The following is a 21,422-nucleotide window of genomic DNA, read 5'->3' as shown; positions in this document are numbered from 1 at the left end:
GTAGTGGCTATTACACTTCAAGCTACTTTTCTTTCATATAGCTTATTATCTCTTATACAAGCACAAACTCTGTGAATTAGTTTGTTTCTAATATTGTTGATGACTAATATTTTGTTTTTTTCTTCAGCTTTTCAAAACAAAAAAGTTTAGAGTGTTCTTAATAATAGTATTGGTTTTTTTATCGGGTGTTTTATTTTCGTTTATTCCATTTTAATCCTATTATGTTTATATTGTTCTTTTTTAGAAATTGTAATACTTTTGTGGAAAAATAAATAAATGATGAGAAACGATAGATATACTTGTACGTTTGTAGCTGTGATGTTTTTTTGCTATACACAAGGACAAACAGGTAATGGTATTAGTAAAACTTTACAACAAAAAACAAATGCAGTAGAAGTATCATCTAACAAAGAAAGGACTAAGACAGAAGTCTTAGTTCAAAAATCGGTTCCTGATGTGAAAAATAATTTAACTTCGGGGGTAACAAATCCAACAACCAAACTAGAAGTAGATAGTGAAATAGAAGGAGTTTCAGGACTTAAATTTACACAGTTAAAAAGCACAAGTTCTACAGTACAACCTAATGGAAAAGCTTTAACGGTAGATAGTCAAGGAAATGTAATACTAACCCCGATAACTGGTTCGGGAGGTACATATTCGGATATTTACGGTAGTGATGGTACGCTTCAGGGAGATAGAACCGTAAATATGGATGGTAAAAAGTTGAATTTTATAAGCTCTGCAAATGGTACTTCGGTTCTAAATATTGATGCTAAATCTGGAAGTATAGGAATAGGCACAAATACTTTATATTCAAAATTAGAAGTTGCGGGTAGTTTACCCGATGGACAAACATTTGCTGATGTGAATGATAGAAACAATAAATGTAGGATATTAAGTGCGGGAAGTCTTACTAATAACGTTAGGGAACGTTCTTTTTTGTTTTATGATTTTCCAAAATCTAATATAAACCCCAATGAGTCGTCTTTTTGGTTTAGTTTGACTGATAGGTCTGATGCTAGCCGTTTTATAGTTGAGGCAAGACAAGGAGGATATGGGTATTTTAAATTTACAGATGCAACACAAAAAGATTGCTTTACAGTTTCAAACAACGGTGCTGATTTTGTGTTTTTAGAAATGCCTAAAAAAGATACTCACGTAGTATTAGGAGGTACACAAGCTTGGCCTATTGCTCATACTTTTTGGGTTAAAACAGGTTCATCCAAATTTGATAGTGATGTTTTTGTAGATACACATATTGGAATTGGTACAGATAAATTTGTAGATCCTGTTGATAGCAATAAAGAATACAAACTTTCTGTTAAAGGCCGTGTAAGAGCAGAAGAAGTGAAAGTATACAATACTTGGGCAGATTATGTTTTTACTAAAGATTATAAATTACGTAGTTTAGAGGAAGTAGAAACTTTTATAAACGAAAATAAACATTTACCTAATGTGCCATCGGCTAAAGAAATAACAGAAAAAGGGTTGGAATTAGGTGAGATAGCTAGAGTACAGCAAGAAAAAATTGAAGAACTTACATTATACTTGATCCAACAAAACAAAGAAATTCAAGAACTAAAAAAGAAATTGAATGCAATGTTAGAAAAAAAATAATTGTTTTGAATATTGATTATAATTTAAAACTGGTTTGTATTACAAACCAGTTTTTTAGAGAAAAACAAATTTAATTCATATTTTCTCAAATACAATCCCTACTTTTGCGCCGAAATTTCACTTAAATTCATGAAAAAAAAGTTTTTAACTTTCAATAAGTACTTGATGGTCAAGGCTTACTCTTTGACAGAAATACTCATTGTGCTTTGTATTATTGGTATCTTGCTATTAATGGTATTGCCTAATCAAACATCGGTAATTAGTCAAGCTAAATCTATTGAAGCCCAAGCTATGCTAAATCAAGTTTATGGATTAGAAAAAAGTTATTTTTATAGATATTCTAAATTTTCAGGGAGTTTAGAAGAATTAGGTTTTGAACAAGAAAAAACTGTAGATGAGGGAGGACAGGCCATTTATCGAGTTGAAATTATAGAATCATCTAATGAGAGTTTTTTGGCAAGAGCAACAGCAGTATCAGATATGGATGGTGATGGGAGTTTTAATACTTGGGAAATCAATAATTTAAAAGTATTAACAGAAGTTACTAAAGAATAAATTGGATATACTTTTGCAACTGATATTCATTGCAGTACTTATTTTTATTTTCTATCAGGATTTAAGATATAGGGCTATTCATATTATATTACCAGTGTTAGTAATCATTATAGCCTTTTTTTTACTTTCGTTACCTTTTTCTTTAGTTATAAAAAACACACTAATTAATGGTGTTTTTTTTCTTTTAATTTTTGGATTAATGGTGATTTATATGAGAGTAAAGAATAAGAATTATTCTAATCCTTTGCAAACTTATTTTGGTCTAGGAGATGTTATATTCTTTTTATCGGTAGCACCGTTATTTGAACTAAAAAAATATTTAGTTTTTATTATAACTAGTATGTTTTTTTCTATAATACTTTATTTTGTTTTTCTAAAAAGAAAAGGTACAGAATCTATTCCATTAGCAGGCTTTTCAGCTTTCGTTTTATTATTTCTATTATTAGTGAGAAGTTTTCTTAAACCTTTTACGTTATTGTTATTCTAATTATGGACAATATATTAGATGTTAATCCAGAAAATATTTTGGCTATTTCTAGTGAGTTAGCCAATCATTATCGTATTATCCCAAAACAAGTAGATAATGATTTTTTACAATTATATATTGATACTTTATACAAAAACTCAAATACTCAAGAGGAACTTGAACTTTTAACAGGTAAAAACATTAAACTATTTGAAGCAAACACTAATATAATTGAAAAGGCATTGTCTATTCATTATCGTAAAGAACGTATTGATACTAAAAAAAAGAATTTTGATGTTGAAAAACAGGATTTTCTAGAATCGTTACTAGAAGAAGCAAAAGTATTAAAAAGCAGTGATATTCATTTTGAAGTTTATGAAGATAATGCTCGAATTCGTTTACGTATTGATGGTCAGCTTATTGAACGGTATAAAATTCAAAAGGATAATTATCTTGAGTTGGTGAATAAAGTAAAAATAAAGGCTAAACTTAATATCACTGAAAAAAGATTGCCGCAAGACGGGCGTATTACCAATGAAGCTTTTGATATAAGGGTGTCCATTTTGCCAACACTTTTTGGCGAAAAGATAGTGATGCGTTTATTAGGGCAAGATGCTTCAAATATTGATTTAAATGCTTTAGGTTTTAAAAACGATGAATTAGAAAAGTACCTTCAAGCCGTAAAGAAGCCCAATGGTATTATTTTAATAAGTGGTCCCACTGGTTCAGGAAAAACGACTACTCTGTATGCTACTTTAAAATTATTAAATGACAGTAAGCGTAATATTGTTACCGTAGAAGACCCGATAGAATACACTCTCAAAGGAATCAATCAAGTACAACTCAAAGAAGATATTGGGCTTACTTTTGCTTCTGCTTTGAAATCCTTTTTACGACAAGATCCAGATGTGATTATGTTGGGAGAAATTAGGGATTCAGAAACGGCACTTATGGCTATTAGGGCTTCACTGACAGGACACCTAGTTTTATCAACTATCCATACAAATTCTGCTATTGGTACCATGTCGCGTTTAATTGATATGGGCGTTCCTGCCTACTTAATCTCTGAAACCTTAAATTTATCAGTAGCACAACGATTGGTCAGAAAACTTTGTGAAAATTGTAAGCAAGAAGTAAGTGTTGATAAAGAGGATTTTCCCATGAGTTTTCATTTTCCATATCCGCTTGAAAAACACTTTAAAACGTGTGGATGTAATCAATGTTTTCACACTGGATACAAAGGTAGAACAGCTATCTATGAAGTAATTCATGTAGATAACAAATTAGCAGCAGCTATAAAGCACAATAATATAGTTGAAATTTTTGAAAACGACAAGGTTCACCAAACCTTAGCTCATAAAGCTTTCGATCTCTTAGCAAAAGGAGAAACCTCATTAGATGAAATTTATCCAATTTTAATTGCACAATAAAAATGTTTAAAAAAATTATTTACCTCCTTTTAGGTATTGTTTTATCTCATACAACTTATGCACAACAGGATCTCAACCAATTGGGATATAAGTTTGATGAATTATCTAAACAAAAAAAAGGTATAAATGAAGTTTTAAAAATTAATGTTTCAGGACTTTCATTACACGATTTCATAGCTTCAATTGCCGAAGAACATCAACTCAATATTGATGTAGATACTGATTTAAATCAAACGGTAGTTAATAATTTTTACGATGTAACAGTTAAGGATGTATTTTTACATTTAGTGCAAAAATATGATTTAGAAATAAGTTTTTTAAATAACATAATTGTCTTCAAAAAGAGAAAAGAAATTAAGATTGTTGAGAAAAAACAACCCAAAATCATTGATGTAAATTATAATAAAGAAAATGACTTCCTCTCCTTGAAATTAGAAAACGATTCCCTTCCTGCTGTAGCAAAAGCAATTATAGATAAATCGGGAAAAAATGTGGTTTTAGCTCCAGAAATCAAAGGACTAAAAGTATCTTCCTATATTTTGAACAGACCTTTTGATCAGGTTCTACAAATGATGTCTAAATCCAATGACCTTATTGTTTCAAAAGACGAAAATGGTTTTTTCTTTCTAGAAAAAAACAAAGAGCTTAATAGTAATAGCGGAAATGCCTATGGAACTAATACTTTTAGTAAAAATAAGCAAGCAAAAGCAAGTAGGGGTGCGCTAGGATATTATGATATTTCATTAGATAAATCAGGTTTTTTAAATGTAAATGCAGATGGGGCTGATGTAAATGATATTTTAACGGAGGCAGCAGAAAAGTTGCGTATCAATTATTTTTTATATAATAAACCTGAAAATGAGAAAGCCAGTTTATCTGCTGAGCATATCACTTTTGATGATTTATTAGATCATGTTTTTAAAGGCAGAAAATACACCTTCAAAAAGCAAGATAATTTATACTTAATAGGAGAATACGCTACAGAAGGACTTAGATCAACCGAGATGATTCAACTAGAAAACAGATCAATAGAGAGTGTGCAACAATCTTTGCCAAGAGTATTTGCTGAAAAACTTGAAATTAAAGAATTTGTAGAGTTAAATAGTCTTATTGTTTCGGGATCTAAAAAAGCAATAGACGAGCTTCGTCTTTACTTAAAACAAATAGATAAGGTAGTACCCATGGTACAAATTGAAGTAATTATTGCCCAATACAACAAAGGATATGATATACAAACAGGTTTTAAAGCAGGGCTTTTAGGTAAAGGACAAACGCCTATAGGTACTTCAGGTACTTTATATCCTACAGCGGATATGTCTTTAAATAGCACTTCAATAAACAGTTTAATCAATGCCTTCAATGGTTTTGGTTTGTTTAAAATAGGAAAAGTAACAGAAAGTTTTTATGCTAATTTAAAATTATTAGAAAATAACTCGATACTTAAAGTAGAATCAACACCTAAAATAGCTACTATAAGTGGTCATGAAGCCAAACTTGCCATTGGTGAAACCAGCTATTATTTTGAACAAAATAATCAAATTTTGAGTAATAATATTGGGAACAACATACTCCAATCAGGCACATGGAAACCAACGGATGCAAATTTGAGTGTTTCTATAAAGCCTTTTGTGTCTACAGATGAAAATGTTACTTTAAATATTGCCGTCGAAAAGAGTTCTTTCTTAGGTAGAGCAGGAGAAAATGCTCCTCCTGGTAAAGCTACTCAAAAATTCGAGTCATTAGTAAGAGTTAAAAATGGAGAAATGATCTTGTTAGGAGGGCTAGATGAATTGAAAAAAGAAAATTCAGGAACAGGAGTGCCTTTAATTTCTCGAATTCCAATCTTAAAATGGTTTACCAGTAGTCGTAAAAAATCAAAAAGCGACGCAAAACTCCATATATTCATCAAACCAACTGTTGTATACTAATGGTACAATATCTAAACAAAATAATTAAATTCAGTAGAATAAATGTTATAGGCATCATTAAAAAAGAAGGAGCTGATATTTACCATGTATTAACCCTTTTAAAAAGAGGTACTACACTTAATATATTAGATTCCAGAAGCTTTGATGATTTTGAAAAACTTTTAAAAACCACTGATATCAAGATTCCTGTAATTCTTGTAATGGATGGTAAAGGAATACTACACAAAAAAATTGATAATGAAAAAGAAGAAGATCTTAATTGGTTAAAAACAATCGATTTTGCCAATATATACTACACGACTTTTCAATATGAAACTATAGGTTTTATGAGTTTTTGCAGAAATGAACAGGTTGACGAAAAGATACTTTTTTTTCAAACCAATCATTTTCAGGTGTTAGATGTATATATTGGAGCATTTCCAGTTGCTTTTTTAAAAAATCATATCAACACAAATATTGTTAAGGCAGGTCCGTTAGAGTTAATTTTTGAGGGCAATGAATTGGAAAGTTTTGTTAAAAATGATAAAACTACTTCCATTCAAATAGGTCAAGATAATCTCTTGAGTACTCATTTACCTTTATATGCTAGTGCCATACATTTTTTTTTGCAACCAGAGGAAATCACTAAAACTGAAAACAAAATCAATTTAGAGGAATTAATTTTTCAAAAAGCTTTTACGAAATTGGGGCTTACTATGTTGGTGTCATTTTTTGTTTTACTTCTCATAAGTTATACCTCCATTCAATATTTTAATAGAATGATAACAGAGCTTAATCTAGAAGTTATCTATTCTAACCAATCCTATAAGCAAATTAAAGCATTAGAAAAACGAAGAGAGCAACAGTTGGTGATTCTGAATGAATCTGGATTAACTTCCAATATATTTATATCCCATTATATTTCTGATCTATTACTAACTATACCCAAAAGTATAAAGCTGAGTGAATTAAATTATGCTCCTATTGATAAAGAAACCAAAATTAATAAAAAAATATTGATGACCCCTAATGTTATTCTAGTTAAAGGACAGACTAACGAAGAAGGTGTTTTTAATAATTGGCTAATTAATTTAAAAAGGTTGAGAGGAATAAGAAAATTTGAAGTTGTAAATCTTAAAAAAGATAAGAAAAATATTTCACAATTTGAGGTTAAAATATTATTGAATCATGTTTAATCAGTACACTTTTAAACAAAAGTTTAAAGCACTTATATTTGTGTTTTTCTTGTTACTAATTACTGCTTATAAGCGTTCGTTTAGTCCGCTTATGGATTCTTATGGTGAGTATAAAACACTAAAAGCAAAGACACAAGAAATAAATTCTAAATCTTCTGGGGTAAAGAAACTAAATGAAGAAGTTACTAAGTTAGATTTATTAATTGGTAAAAGTGAAAAAGAAAAGGAAGTTATACAACAAGAAATTATTGATTTTGTGACTAAGAATCATCCCGAAGTTACCATACATACTATTCAACCGATACATTTTTTTAAAGAGGAACACTTTTCTGTTATAACTAATACTATCGTTTTGTCAGGTACTACTAATCAGCTACTCAAAACTGCTTACAATTTTGAAAATCAGTTCGAAAGCTCAAAACTTATAAGCTTACATTTTTTTACAGAAAAGAAGAATGATAAAGAAGAAAAGCTATATTTAAAACTTATATTTCAAAACTATGAAGGTATTTAATAATATATTATTTTTATTTTTTGCGATAACTATTGCAGCATGCGACGATATTTTGGAAAAAGACATTACCACAGATGTCATAAATGTTGTAACACCAAAAGAAGGACATATTGTAGAAAGCAATATAGTAAGTTTTCAATGGGAAACTCTGAAGGGAGCGAATAAATATCGTTTGCAAATAGAAGATAAAAATGCACTTCTAATAAGAGATACTCTAACGAGTAAAACCTTTTTAAAACTACCACTACTGCCTGGAAATTATAAATTTAAAATTAGAGGAGAAAATTTAGGATATGAATCTAAATATACAACTCTAACTTCTTTTGAGATAAAATCACCAACTAGTTTAGAAAACCAATTAGTGATTTTAAAAAGTCCTTATAGTGGGTTTTCTACAAATAAAAATAATTTGACTTTAGTTTGGGACCCCATAAAAATAGCAGCAAGTTATACTTTGGAATTATATGATGTAACTAATAGTAATGTATTGTTATTCTCTAAAGAAGGAATTACGGCTTCTACTTACTCATTGGATTCTAATAACTTAAAAACGGATGCCCTTTATGAATGGAGAGTAAAAGCTGTAAACGCAACTTCTGTTACAGATTTTAATAAGGCTACGTTTTTATTAGATACAACACCACCAAACGCACCTCAAAATATATTTCCTAATAATGCAGATACACGTAAGGTAAATACAGCAATAGATTTTAGTTGGAAATTAGATTCTGATTCTGGAATTATAAAATCTCCCATTGATTATTATATAATAGAATTTGCCACGGATAGCGATTTTTCTAGAGGTCTTGAAAGTCAAATCATAAATACAACAAGCTGCCAAAAGACATTTGCTACTACAGGGACATTTTTTTGGAGAGTAAAGGCTAAAGATAAGGCTGGAAATATAGGGCTGGGATATAGTAAGCCTTTTAGCTTGTTAATAAATTAATTATGAAGAAGAAACTAAATGGTATCCTTTTAATAGGTGTTTTAGGATTATGGGGTACGGTAATCTACAGGTATGTTAGTCATTTTTTTCAGGATAAACCAGTACAAATAGATTTTCAAACTAATAGTTATGCTAAACTCCCTAATAAGATTGAAAAAGATACTTTTTCCTTAAAAAATTTTGCTATAGATCCTTTTTTGAAATCAGTTAACATTCCCAAAATTGAAAATCCTAAGCTAGAACTAAACGTAATAAAATTACCTAAACCTAAAAAAACTGAGATGCAAACAGTCAAGACTCCCAAAGTAATTGAAGAAACCCCTTTTCCTGATGTTAAATTTTATGGTTATATAAAATCACAAGACAAAACAGATGAATTAATTTTAATAAAAATAAACAATAGGTTATTTAAAACTCGATTGAATGCTGATTGTAATGGAGTATTGATCAAAAGAATATATCGTGATTCTTTAGAAGTAAAACATGAAAAAAGGAAATTAATAGTTGTTAAACAACGATAGTTTTTTTATAAGAAGGCTATGCAAAAGAGGCTGTCTATATTTTTTAGACAGCCTCTTTTGTAATTTATGTGGTATTGATAAAATCTTTACTGAATTATGATTTTCTCAGTTTCTTCAAAATGATCACCAGCCATTTTTAAGACATAATTTCCAGGTGCTAAATTTGATAAATCTAGTTCGCTTGTATTGCCATCAATTATAACTGAGTTTTCTAAAACGAGTTTGCCCGTAATATCAAATATTTCAACCTTTGTATTTCCATAGTTTTTAGAAGAAGTTAATTTTATATTTCCTTCTGAAACTGTTGGATATACCTTAATGGTATTCACTTTTTCTGTAACTGATTCATCTGTTTTGGCTCCTAGAGCGCCTGTTAGATTGCCTGAAAAAACACCACGACCATACGTAGCAGCATACACTTTATACGCATTAGGTGCTGTTGGAGAATTTGCTTGAATGTCTAGGTCTGTAACTTTTACATTTCTCATTCCATTATAAGCTTGCTTCCAGATTAATGCTTGATCAGAAGCAGCAGCACTGTTAAAATTAGTAGTATACCAAACTCCTAGATCAGTACCAATCATGATTTCTGCAGCATTTAATGGATTTTGTAAAATTGTTTTCACAGGTAAATCAGGTAAATTACCATCTAGTTGATACCAATTAGTTCCTCCGTTTGATGTATACCAAATATTGTTTACACCGTAATTATGCATAGTCAAGAAGATTTGGTTATCATTTGCTCCAAATTCTATATCAGAAACGCTACCAACAAAATTAGGACCGCTTATATTAGACCATACAGGTGCAGAACCATTAGCTCCAGTAACTTTTAGTAGTTTACCATTCATAGTTCCTATGTACAGAGTGGTAGATGTTACTTTGCCTGTAGCTAAAGCTGTTGCATATCCCGTTAATAAAGCATTGGTTAAATTTGTTCTAGATACCTGTGTATTACCCTTAATGTTAGAATATCTTCTTACTTGGTAAGTTCCATTCAGTGTAAAATCAGAATACACAATATCATTTGTAGAATCTAGAGTCATAGCAGGGTAAAATAGACCTGCACCAGAAGTGCCATCACTTAAAGTTTTAGAGGTAGTACTTCCTACGTTTCTAAGGATCATACTGTCATTATATACATAATTTGTGATATAATACTTGTCAGATCCTTGGTCAAATAAAGGTTTTCCACCATCACCTCCTTGAACTCTAAAGGTATTGTTAACTCCAGCAGAAGCTCCTAAGGTAGAATTAGCAGCAGTAGAAGAACCTGAATAATATTGAGAACCATTGTCTTGAGCACCAGCTACAAAGAAGTCACCAGCGACACCCGTAACGCCATTAGGCATTACTGCTACTCCTACAAATTGTGTAACATTAAAACCTGTATTTCTAGGTGTAGCAGGAGTAGTGGTACTAGCGGCATTACTAGTATAATATACTCCACCATCATTACCAAAAAGAGCTACACTGCTATTTCCTGGTTTGAAGACCATAGCATGCTGATCAGAATGTACGTTGGTTGTCCAATTAGAAATAGCATTCCATGTTACAGCAGGACCATTCGCATTAGCTGTTCTATAAAGATCAATACCTCCTACATACAAGATTTTATCATCAACAGGATCCGATTCAATCATCATGTCATAAAAAGCTTGCTGTCCAGTAAAACCATAGGTGGTTTCGCGTGTTTCATTTCCAGCAGGTAATGATAGAATGGTAGGGGCAGTGTTAAACCCGTTAGTTGTTAGTGCTAATTGTATTTCTACTTTTGTTGCAGTATTTGGATCATCTTTTAATTGAGATAACACATAAATTTTATCAGGGGTTGTACTAGAAGCTTCAATTTCTACTCGTTTTCCTCCCCCTTCAGCGGCAACTGTGTAGCGTAAGTTGAATGTGCTTCCATTGTCTGTTGATTGAAATACTCTACCGCCGCCATCACCATACGTCCAGCTGTCAGTAGATGAAACCCAAATGTCACCATCGGCTCCCAATTCTATATCATTAGGACAAGTAGGGTGCCCAGCTACTGATGAAGGTAAATTCAGTTTGATCCATGTACTACCGCCATTAATGGATTTATATAGACCAAAGTTGGAAGCGTTAAAAACAGTGCCATTACGAGACTCTGAATATTGTCCATCGCCCATGGCAGCATAAATTTCAGAAACGCCAGCATTGTTTTTAACGACTAAATCATTTACAAACTGAACACCTGAAACCTCTAAGCCAGAAAACTCAAGTGGGTCAGAAGGTTTTATAGTTCCAGTTAAGTTTGCTAAATTTGCAATCAGTAGATCACCATCTTCTTTAGAAATCATAAGAGTAGGTATAGTTCCTGTAATAGCAGCATCTTCTGACATATTAAATACGGAACCACCTACCGCATTGTTCATTATAATTACACCTATTGCACCTGCATTTTGAGCGACCATTGCTTTTGATTCAAAAGAGCAAGTACCTCTTCTTATTAAAACAATTTTACCGGTATAATTTTGTGAAGTTGCGCCACAAGCATCATCTGTTGGTGCCACTCCATCATCCATTAAAACTATTGGTGCTGTAAAAGTATTGTTAATAGCACCGCCAGGCCATGTAGCAGAACCAGTAGAATATGTTTTTATGGTAGCAACAGCAGAAGGGGCAACAATTTCCAAGTTTTGTAAATTTTTCACAGTTGATGATACAATTCCCCCTCCATAAACTCTAGTCCAAGTAGCACCTCTATCAGTGGTTTTCCAAATACCATTGCCATTTACATCTCCAAACACATACGATTCACCTGTGCCTACATACCAAGTATTTCTGTTGTTAGGATCTATTGCTATGTTTTGAACATTTACATGTTCAGGAAAAGTATCGATTTTTGTCCATGAAGAAGTTGCACTTGAAATATTGTTATTTCTCCATAATCCGCCACTAACTCCTCCAGCTACTACCATATTTCCAGTAGCATCTCCTGGGTCGAAAATAATTGCTCTTGTGCGCCCTCCTACATTGTTAGGACCGCGTTCTATCCAATTGTTAGTTGTAGCATCTCCAGGTATACGTTGTGCCAAAGCCTCTTTGCGTGCTTTTTCTAGATCTTTTCGGATAGTTTCAATATTTTCATTGGTTGGTCTACCTAAATTAGGATTCATTGTTAACAACCATTCTTGTTCATTGTATTTATTGGGAGGAATACCTTCTTCTTTTCTTTGTTGTTTAGATAAATAAAAAGTTTTGTTTATTTTGTTATTAGCTAAAAAATGCCCATGTTTTTTCCTGAGAATCTTAGCTTCTTTTTTAGAAAGTTTTTTGTTTGCTTGTGTGTCTCTTAGCATACCTACATCTCCAGAATGTTGTGAATAGCCTACGGTTACTCCAAACAAAAGAAAGAAGCTAGGGAGTATTCTTTTTTTCATATTTATTTTATTTTCGGGTTAATGTTTGTCAAATATATACATATTTTCATTATAATATGAGTTATGTGTTGAAAAAAAGTATTTTTTGTAATAAAAATATAATTATTTACAATTGCTTTTTTTGTTGGAATGCTTCATATATACAGGGTCGTTCATCAGTTCTTTGATGATTAGTTCTCTGGATTTATCTTTAATGATTTTTTTGTCTTCATGGGTCATTCCCGTTGTTTTTACAAAGGATAAAAATTTAACCCTTAAGCACCCCGGTTTACCACTAAAAAAAGTGTAAGAGAAAAGATTTTTATTATCATAAAAAACCATAGGGACAATGGTTAACTGATGATCAATTGCAATGTTAAAAGCTCCGCTTTTAAATTCATCTAAAATTACACTTTCATCATCAGGAACCTTGCCTTCAGGAAATATACAAATACTTAAACCTTGTTTAATACGTGTTTTTGCTTTCTCGTAAACCTCCGATCGGCTTCGTATGTTTTCACGGTCTACCATAATGGCAGCTCTTTTGTAGAAAAAACCAAAAATGGGAATTTTAACCAATTCTTTTTTACCTACAAAAACAAAAGGATTTTTTACGACGGCTAACATTAGCATGATGTCTGTCATCGAGGTATGATTTGCAATAAACATATAACTATGATTAGGCAAAACAGGTTGCTCGCTCTTGATTTTATAATGAAAACCCATTCCATAAAGAACAATTTTAGCCCATAAGCGCGCCATTCTAAAAAAGTAAGGATACCAAGAATCTTTAGAGAGAGACAAGGTTAAAAAAGGAGACATGATAAGAATCGGTATTAAAACTAATACGTAAAACCATAAACGCCAGATAGACCAAAAAAGAATTTTTAACATTTGCATAGCAGTGATTATTTACTTCAAATATGAATCAAAAAAAATTACCTTTGCGAAAATATCATTTTTAAAAATATAATGGCAAAAATATTAACTGGAGTGCAAAGCACAGGAACTCCACATTTAGGAAACCTTTTAGGCGCAATCATACCTGCCATAAAAATGGCCAACCAGCCTGAAAATCAATCTTTTTTATTTATAGCAGATTTGCATTCTGTAACACAAATAAAAGAAGGGGGCGTTTTAAAAAATAATACATACAGTACAGCTGCTGCTTGGTTGGCTTGTGGTTTAGATATTAATAAAGTAATTTTTTATCGTCAGAGCGATGTTCCTCAAGTTGCAGAATTAACTTGGTATTTAAGCTGTTTTTTCCCTTTTCAAAGATTAACTCTAGCTCATTCATTTAAAGATAAAGCAGATAGACTGGAAGATGTAAATGCGGGGTTGTTTACCTATCCCATGCTAATGGCTGCTGATATTTTAGCGTATGATGCGGAAATTGTTCCTGTAGGAAAGGATCAATTACAACATCTGGAAATTACGCGTGATGTAGCTTCGCGTTTTAATCATCAAATGGGAGAAACTTTTGTTTTACCACAAGCTAAAACGGAGGAGGACTCTATGTTGATTCCTGGTACTGATGGTGAGAAAATGAGTAAATCAAGAAATAATACGATTAATATCTTTTTAGATGACAAGGCTTTGTTGAAACAAATCAAAACGATTCAAACAGATAGTACACCTCTCGAAGAACCCAAAAATCCAGATACTTGTAATGTTTTTGCATTATATAAGTTAATTGCTACAGAAGAACAGACGGTTGCCTTAAGAGATAAGTATTTGGCTGGTAATTTTGGTTTTGGGCATGCTAAACAAGCTTTATATGATTTAATTGTTCAACGTTTTGCTATTGAAAGGGAACGTTATAATTATTATATGAATAACTTAATAGAGCTAGATAGCGTACTACACGAGGGAGCAGAAAAGGCATCAATAATAGCTAATGACGTTATAAAAAGGGTTCGAACGAAATTAGGTTTTGAATAATTAATGAGAAAAATAATTTATTTTGAAAAACACAATTAAGAACACCTTTTCGATGAATAATATTTAAAAATAAACCTTAAAAAAGTCTTAATTTTGATAAAAATTTGTTAAAATTGCTTTTTCTTTGTGTTTTTTGTAAATAATCAACCTATCTTTGTCTTATGAATTTGAGGGGTGGTTCCCTCTGAACTTAATAAATTTTCATAATTTATAGTTTTTTGGTTGGTTAATAACATAAAAACTCAGTCATTTCCTGATTGGGTTTTTTTGTTTTTTTATTACTTTTGGAACGAAAATTGTACAGTTTGAATTTCCAAACGATCCATACATAAAAATGAAAAAAAGTATTCTACTATTTCTAACCGTTTTAGGTTTATCGTCGTCTCAGATTTTAGCACAAAAAAAGGAAGCTTTTGATGTAGGTGAATGGCTAAAGTTTAGGATTCATTATGGTATAGTAAATGCAGGTTATGCAACCTTAGAGTTAAAAGAAGCAATAAGAAATAATAGAAAATGTTTTTATGCAGTAGGACACGGATATACAACTGGAATGTCCCGTTTCTTTTTTAAAGTGGAAGACCATTATCAAAGCATCTTCGATCAGGAAACAAACAAACCATATCAATATGTTAGAAAAATCGATGAAGGAGGGTATATCAAAGATCAAGAAGGTTTTTTTAATCAAACAAAACATACAATCCTAGTAAAAGATTATAAAAATAAAACAGAAAAAAATTTATCTGTTACAGAAAACGTACAAGATATTGTTTCTTCATTTTATTACTTACGAAACCATCCTAAAGCAAGTGAACTAGCTGTAGGAGAATCAATAATTATTGATATGTTTTTTGATGACGAAATTTATAAATTTAAAATGCGTTTCTTAGGTAGAGAAACAATTAATACAAAATTTGGTAATGTCAAAGCATTGATTTTTAAACCATTGGTTCAGCATGGTAGGGTTTTTAAAGAAGAAGAGAGTCTAACCGTATGGGTAAGTGATGATGAGAATAAAATACCATTACGAATTAAAGCAAGTCTAGCAGTGGGTTCTTTAAAAGCCGATTTAGATAGCTTTAAAGGACTTAAAAAACCTTTTTTAGTTTTAAAAAATTAATAGAATGAATGATTATTCTAATCTAGTAGATAAAATAGATCAAAAATACCAGTCTCTAGATCAAAAAACAGAAGCCTACTTAGAAGGGCTTCTTTGGTCTAAACCTATTACATACTGGGATTATATTCAGACAGATGCTTTGTTAAGTCTTCAAAATCAGCGTACTATATTTCCAGATGAAAATGTGTTTATCATGTATCATCAAATAAATGAACTTTTATTTAAAATGATTTTATGGGAAATAAAACAAGTTTCTTACGCTCAAAAACTAACAACAGAATTCTTTACGGATAGACTTATGCGCATCAGTCGGTATTTTGATATGTTAACCACATCATTTACAATAATGGGAGAAGGAATGGAAGTAGAACAATACATGAAATTCCGTCATACACTAACTCCAGCCAGTGGTTTTCAGAGCGCACAGTATCGTATGATAGAATTTTGTTCGACCGATTTAATCAACTTAATTGATTATCGTTATAGAACAACTATTGATAGAAATACTTCTTATCATCATGCTTTTGAACATTTGTATTGGCAAGCTGCGGGAAAGAATTACGAAACAGGTGAAAAATCGTATTTTTTAAAACAATTTGAAGAAAGATATAAAAAAGAATTTCTTCAAATTATGGAAGAATATAATACCATTAATCTATGGCGTAAGTTTAAAGAATTACCTGTTGAAGATCAGCAAAATACAGAATTAATTAATGCTATGCGTCATTACGATTATACCGTAAACATTACTTGGGTTATGGGACATTATCGTGCTGCTCAAAAATATATAGATAATGGGAAAGGGAATGGAGAAGCAACTGGCGGTAGTGATTGGAAAAAATACATGCACCCACGTTATCAGCGCCGTATATTCTTCCCTGAATTATGGTCTGAAGAAGAACTAAAAAATTGGGGAGAGCAAGTATAATAAAATCAGTTGATTTTTTAAACCCCAACTCATAATTGTAAATTCAATTTAAAAATATAACCTAGTAAAAATATGACCTTCCCCTCTGTAAATCCTACAAAAACAAATGCTTGGAATAAGTTAAAAGAACATTTTATTGACGTGAAAGGTATTTCTATGCAAGAAATGTTTAAAAATGATAATCAAAGAGCCGAAAGATTTCATATAGAATGGGATCATTTTCTTTTAGATTATTCTAAAAATAGAATTAATGATACCACATTGTCATTATTATTAGAATTAGCACAAGAATGTTCGTTGAAAGACGCAATTGATTCGCAATTTTTAGGGGAAAAAATAAACAAAACTGAAAACCGAGCGGTCTTACACACTGCTCTTAGATCCCCTAAAACAGATCAACTATATTTAGATAATCAAGATGTTATTCAAGATGTATGGGCGATAAAAGGAAAAATAAAACAATTTTCACAGGAAATAATTTTTGGAGAAAGAAAAGGATATAATGGTAAGCCATTTACGGATATTGTAAATATAGGAATTGGCGGTTCCGATCTGGGACCTGCTATGGTAACAGAAGCTTTGTCTTATTATAAAAATCATCTTAATCTTCATTTTATTTCCAATATAGATGGAGATCATTCAGCTGAAATTTTAAATAATTTAAATCCCGAAACCACCTTATTTATTATTGTTTCTAAAACATTTACAACGCAAGAAACACTTAGCAATGCTCTTGTCGCTAAAAAATGGTTTTTGGAAAATGCAGAAGAAAAATTCATACGGAACCATTTTGTAGCAGTTTCAAGTGAAATAAAAAAAACAGTAGAATTTGGCATAGATCCCGATGCTATTTTTCCCATTTGGGACTGGGTAGGAGGGCGATTTTCCTTATGGGGAGCGGTAGGTCTTTCCATTGCCTTAGCCATAGGGTATGATCAGTACGATCAATTGTTATCAGGCGCTTACAAGATGGATTTGCATTTTAAAAATGCACCTTTTAACGAAAATATACCAGTTATTATGGGACTTTTAAGTATTTGGTATAATAATTTTTTTGATGCGGAAACGGAAGCTATTATTCCTTATGCTCAATATTTACAAAAATTAACGCCTTATCTCCAACAAGGAATTATGGAAAGTAATGGCAAAAATATAAGTCGTCTAGGAGTTCCTGTAGACTATCAAACAGGAACCATAATTTGGGGTGAGCCAGGAACAAATTCGCAACATGCTTTTTTTCAACTCATACACCAAGGAACTAAAATAATTCCAACTGATTTTATAGGTTTTAAAAAGTCATTACATGGTAATGTAGAGCATCATCAAAAACTTATGGCCAATTTCTTTGCTCAGACAGAAGCTTTACTGAATGGGAAAAATGAAGAGCAAATATTAAAAGAATTTGCTAAAAACAACGTAGATCAAAGCAGGCAACAAGAATTATTACCCTATAAGGTGTTTGAAGGAAATAAACCCACGAATACTCTTTTAATAGATCAACTTACGCCTGAAACATTAGGAAGCTTAATTGCATTATACGAACACAAAATATTTGTACAAGGAATTATCTGGAATATTTTTAGTTATGATCAATGGGGTGTAGAATTAGGAAAAGAGTTGGCTAACAAAATTTTAGAAGAATTTGACACAAACGATTTTGGATGCCATGATTCTTCTACTTCGTTTTTGTTGAATAAATTCGTAAAACAATAATTTTTTTAGAATAAAACCTTATAAAATTATATAAAATGTGATTTTATAACTAAAAAAAAGTAATATTCATTTATCTGTGTGTTAAAGTTTTTTTAAAAATTAACATTATCTTAACATTAGCTAGTTAAATATGTTTCAATTTTGTACTATCACTTTTAAATCTAAAAACACAACAAATGAAGAACATGAAAAATTGGGTTTTAGTGACTATGATGTTCGTTTCTGCTTCCTTTTTTGCACAAAACAAGATCATGGGAACTATCCAAGATGAGACTGGAGTACTACCAGGTGCAAACGTTGCCCTTGAAGGTACAAGGCAAAGCGTATCATCAGCTTTTGATGGTGGATTTTTAATAGAAACTAAGAGTACAAAAGGAAATTTATTAATTACTTATTTAGGTTTTGAGACAAAAAAAGTTCCTTTTACAGTTTCTAATGGAAAAGCTGATTTAGGAATCATACTACTAAAAGATAAAGGGAACGTATTAGGAGAAGTTGTAATTAAATCTACAGTAGTAGATGTTGCAAAAGATCGTAAGACACCTGTAGCCGTTTCTACAATAAAAGCGGCTGAAATTAGAGAAAAATTAGGAACAAAAGAGTTTCCTGAGATCTTGGCTACTACGCCATCTGTATATGCAACAAAAACAGGAGGTGGTTATGGTGATTCTCGTGTAAATATTCGTGGGTTTGACCAAAAAAATATTGCTGTTATGATAAACGGTGTGCCAGTAAATGATATGGAAAATGGTTCCGTTTTCTGGAGTAATTGGGCTGGTTTATCAGATGTGACTACTGCCATGCAAGTACAAAGAGGTTTGGGATCTTCAAAATTAGCCATCTCTTCTGTAGGAGGTACTATTAATGTTGTTACCCGAACGGCAGATGCTAAAAAAGGAGGAACTTTATCAGCAACCATTGCTAACAATGATCATATAAAAACATTGGCATCTTATTCTACAGGTAAATTAGAAAATGGATTGTCAGCTTCTGTTTTACTAAGTAGTACGCAAGGAAATGGGTATGTTAATGGGACTAAATATTTTGGCCAAAATTATTTTATAGGTTTAGGGTACGATATTAATGAAAAACACAGTCTACAATTTACATTTACGGGAGCTCCACAATGGCATAACCAAAGAAGTTTTGCAAATACTATTGCTGATTATATCAAATATGGTTCAAATGGAGAACCTAATATAAAATACAATTCAGATTGGGGGTACTTAAATGGGCAAGAATATTCTTGGGCTACAAATTATTATCATAAACCAGTAGCTTCGCTTAATTATGATGTTAAATTTAATGACAAAACAAGATTATCGTCTATCTTTTATGGTTCATGGGGGCGTGGAGCAGGTTCAGGATTTACAGGTAAGACACCTGTAACGTTTAAAACAGCAAGTGGTTTAGTGCCGTTTAATGATTTTGTGGCTTTTAATAGAGGGGAATATGTTCCTTCTAGGGGAGAGTCTGTAACGCCAATAACAGGAGCGCAAGTTTTACCTACTTCAAATGGTCTATATTTAACGGATAGAACGACAGGATTTACAAAAAGAGCTAATATAAATTCACATGATTGGTACGGTGCAATTATAAACTTGAATACTAAATTAAGTAAAACTTTAACTTTAGATTTTGGTGTAGATGCAAGAACCTATATTGGTTACCATTTTAGAAATGTAGTCGATTTATTAGGTGCAGACGGTTTTAAAGATAATAGAGATATAAATAATCCTAACAGAGTCTTATTTGAAACATACTCAGCAAAGCCTTCTTTTAATCCTTGGAGTAATGTGCAAAATCAAGAAAGAATTGAGTATAATAATAATGGACATGTTAGATGGTATGGCGCATTCACACAGTTAGAGTATTCAAATGATAGATTAACAGCCTTTTTTCAAGGAGCAGTATCACAACAAGGTTTTAAACGTGTAGATACATTTACATATAAAGAATCGGATCCTTTGTATTCAACAGATTACAAAAATTTGATAGGAGGCAATATTAAAGGAGGTGTGAATTTTAATATTAATGAAAAAATGAACGTTTTTGCTAACGGTGGGTATTATTCAAAACAACCTTTCTTTAATGCAGTTTATCCGAACAATCTATCAGTACTTGCTGGAAACCTTATAAATGAAAAAATATTAGGGATAGAAGGAGGATATGGTTTTAAATCTGCTATTTTTAATGCTAATTTAAATGTTTATTATACAAGTTGGAAGGATCGTTTCCAAAGACAATCTGATTCAGACGCTACAAATGTAGGAGGGTATTATAATTTTAGTGGTATTCAACAAGTACATAAAGGTATTGAGCTAGAAACAAGTATAAGACCAACGGATAAGTTAACGATTAATTTAATGGGGTCTATCGGTGATTGGAAATATAAGGATAATGTTACAAGTGATCGTTTTGATGCTAATAATAATCAAATTTCTGGAGGAAAACCTGAAACATTGTATTTAGATAATTTAAAAGTAGGAGATGTAGCCCAAACTACGGCTAGTGTAGGTGTAAATTATGAAATACTAAAGGGATTAAAACTAGATGCTACCTACTTATATGTAGATAAGTTATATGCTAGTATAGATCCAACGAAATTTAAAGAAGCAACTAACAAAGGAACATTACAACTACCTAGCTATGGATTGTTAGATGCAGGTTTTTCATTCAAAACCTACAGAGTAAAAGAGTCTAATGATTATTTTAATTTTAGAGTTAATATAAACAACGTTTTAAATACAGTTTATATTTCTGAATCTAGAAGTAATATCTTTGCTGATGATCAAGTAGCCAATGCTCCAGCTGGAACTACCTATGCAAGTGCAAATCGCTTGTATAAAGGATTAGCTGATGCAAATCAAGTTTTCTTTGGTTTCGGTAGAACATGGAATTTTACATTCTCTTATAACTTCTAATAGGTTATATTATTTATAAAATATAAGCCGCCTTAAAATACATTATTCCCAAATAACTCTTGGTGAAGTGTATTTTAAGGCGGCTTTTTTTATTTTATATGCTTAACAATAAAGACGGATTTGGTTTTATCTCTTTTGTAGTAGGTACTATGAAGGTGTAAGATACTTAAGAGAATACTACAAATAAAGAGAAGTTTAGTATAAGAAAAGAGGCAAAAGAATAGAAAAGAAAATGGCTCACATAAAAAATAT

15 protein-coding genes are annotated in these 21,422 nt (G+C 31.4%); 13 read left to right on the top strand and 2 right to left on the bottom strand.

Annotated features, from left to right (window positions below; translation table 11 throughout):
• Positions 1–279 precede the first annotated feature (279 nt).
• The 8 genes from B0A78_RS11595 to B0A78_RS11555 all read left to right on the top strand — a co-directional run bounded on the left by B0A78_RS11595 (position 280) and on the right by B0A78_RS11555 (position 9,155).
• Complete coding sequence (locus B0A78_RS11595; protein ID WP_097609689.1) at positions 280–1,617, top strand: hypothetical protein; 1,338 nt, start codon at positions 280–282, stop codon at positions 1,615–1,617.
• Between the two features lie 129 nt (positions 1,618–1,746).
• Complete coding sequence (locus B0A78_RS11590; RefSeq protein WP_050855789.1) at positions 1,747–2,172, top strand: type IV pilin protein; 426 nt, start codon at positions 1,747–1,749, stop codon at positions 2,170–2,172.
• Positions 2,173–2,661: 489 nt separating this feature from the next.
• The gene (locus B0A78_RS11580) at positions 2,662–4,068 is read left to right on the top strand and encodes a GspE/PulE family protein (RefSeq protein ID WP_065212943.1); all 1,407 of its coding nucleotides are present in this window, start codon (positions 2,662–2,664) and stop codon (positions 4,066–4,068) included.
• A 2-nt stretch (positions 4,069–4,070) separates the two neighbouring features.
• Positions 4,071–5,996 (top strand): type II secretion system protein GspD, encoded by a 1,926-nt coding sequence (locus B0A78_RS11575; protein WP_014166069.1) that lies wholly within the window; start codon positions 4,071–4,073, stop codon positions 5,994–5,996.
• Positions 5,996–7,171 (top strand): hypothetical protein, encoded by a 1,176-nt coding sequence (locus B0A78_RS11570; RefSeq protein WP_014166070.1) that lies wholly within the window; start codon positions 5,996–5,998, stop codon positions 7,169–7,171. Before B0A78_RS11575 ends, B0A78_RS11570 begins: the two co-directional genes overlap by 1 nt.
• Positions 7,164–7,685 (top strand): hypothetical protein, encoded by a 522-nt coding sequence (locus tag B0A78_RS11565; RefSeq protein WP_014166071.1) that lies wholly within the window; start codon positions 7,164–7,166, stop codon positions 7,683–7,685. The genes B0A78_RS11570 and B0A78_RS11565 overlap by 8 nt, the downstream gene beginning before the upstream one ends.
• On the top strand, positions 7,672–8,634 hold the full coding sequence (locus tag B0A78_RS11560; protein ID WP_014166072.1) for a fibronectin type III domain-containing protein: 963 nt from the start codon (positions 7,672–7,674) through the stop codon (positions 8,632–8,634). The genes B0A78_RS11565 and B0A78_RS11560 overlap by 14 nt, the downstream gene beginning before the upstream one ends.
• A gap of 2 nt (positions 8,635–8,636) precedes the next feature.
• Positions 8,637–9,155, top strand: coding sequence for a hypothetical protein (locus B0A78_RS11555; RefSeq protein WP_014166073.1), 519 nt, complete (start codon positions 8,637–8,639; stop codon positions 9,153–9,155).
• An 86-nt stretch (positions 9,156–9,241) separates the two neighbouring features.
• On the opposite strand, the gene B0A78_RS11550 is transcribed toward B0A78_RS11555, so the two are convergent.
• Complete coding sequence (locus tag B0A78_RS11550; RefSeq protein WP_014166074.1) at positions 9,242–12,565, bottom strand: PA domain-containing protein; 3,324 nt, start codon at positions 12,563–12,565, stop codon at positions 9,242–9,244.
• A gap of 102 nt (positions 12,566–12,667) precedes the next feature.
• Entirely contained in the window at positions 12,668–13,444 is a 777-nt protein-coding gene (locus B0A78_RS11545) for a lysophospholipid acyltransferase family protein (protein ID WP_014166075.1), read from the bottom strand.
• A gap of 72 nt (positions 13,445–13,516) precedes the next feature.
• On the opposite strand from B0A78_RS11545, the gene trpS reads away from it, so the two are divergent.
• The 5 genes from trpS to B0A78_RS11520 all read left to right on the top strand — a co-directional run bounded on the left by trpS (position 13,517) and on the right by B0A78_RS11520 (position 21,170).
• Positions 13,517–14,488: a tryptophan--tRNA ligase gene (gene trpS, locus B0A78_RS11540; RefSeq protein WP_014166076.1), complete on the top strand. Its 972-nt coding sequence runs from the start codon at positions 13,517–13,519 to the stop codon at positions 14,486–14,488.
• Between the two features lie 334 nt (positions 14,489–14,822).
• The gene (locus B0A78_RS11535) at positions 14,823–15,605 is read left to right on the top strand and encodes a DUF3108 domain-containing protein (protein ID WP_097609688.1); all 783 of its coding nucleotides are present in this window, start codon (positions 14,823–14,825) and stop codon (positions 15,603–15,605) included.
• A 4-nt stretch (positions 15,606–15,609) separates the two neighbouring features.
• Positions 15,610–16,533, top strand: coding sequence for a tryptophan 2,3-dioxygenase family protein (locus B0A78_RS11530; protein WP_014166078.1), 924 nt, complete (start codon positions 15,610–15,612; stop codon positions 16,531–16,533).
• A gap of 72 nt (positions 16,534–16,605) precedes the next feature.
• Positions 16,606–18,246 (top strand): glucose-6-phosphate isomerase, encoded by a 1,641-nt coding sequence (gene pgi, locus B0A78_RS11525; protein WP_097609687.1) that lies wholly within the window; start codon positions 16,606–16,608, stop codon positions 18,244–18,246.
• 176 nt (positions 18,247–18,422) lie between these two features.
• Positions 18,423–21,170 carry a TonB-dependent receptor gene (locus B0A78_RS11520; RefSeq protein ID WP_014166080.1) on the top strand — a complete coding sequence of 916 codons (2,748 nt, stop codon included), beginning with the start codon at positions 18,423–18,425 and terminating at the stop codon, positions 21,168–21,170.
• The last annotated feature ends 252 nt before the right edge of the window (positions 21,171–21,422 follow it).

Source organism: Flavobacterium columnare NBRC 100251 = ATCC 23463, from assembly GCF_002530675.1.
In the GTDB taxonomy this organism is placed as follows: domain Bacteria; phylum Bacteroidota; class Bacteroidia; order Flavobacteriales; family Flavobacteriaceae; genus Flavobacterium; species Flavobacterium columnare.
The sequence above is the reverse complement of the archived record's forward strand: the minus strand, read 5'-3'. Positions and strand labels throughout refer to the sequence as shown.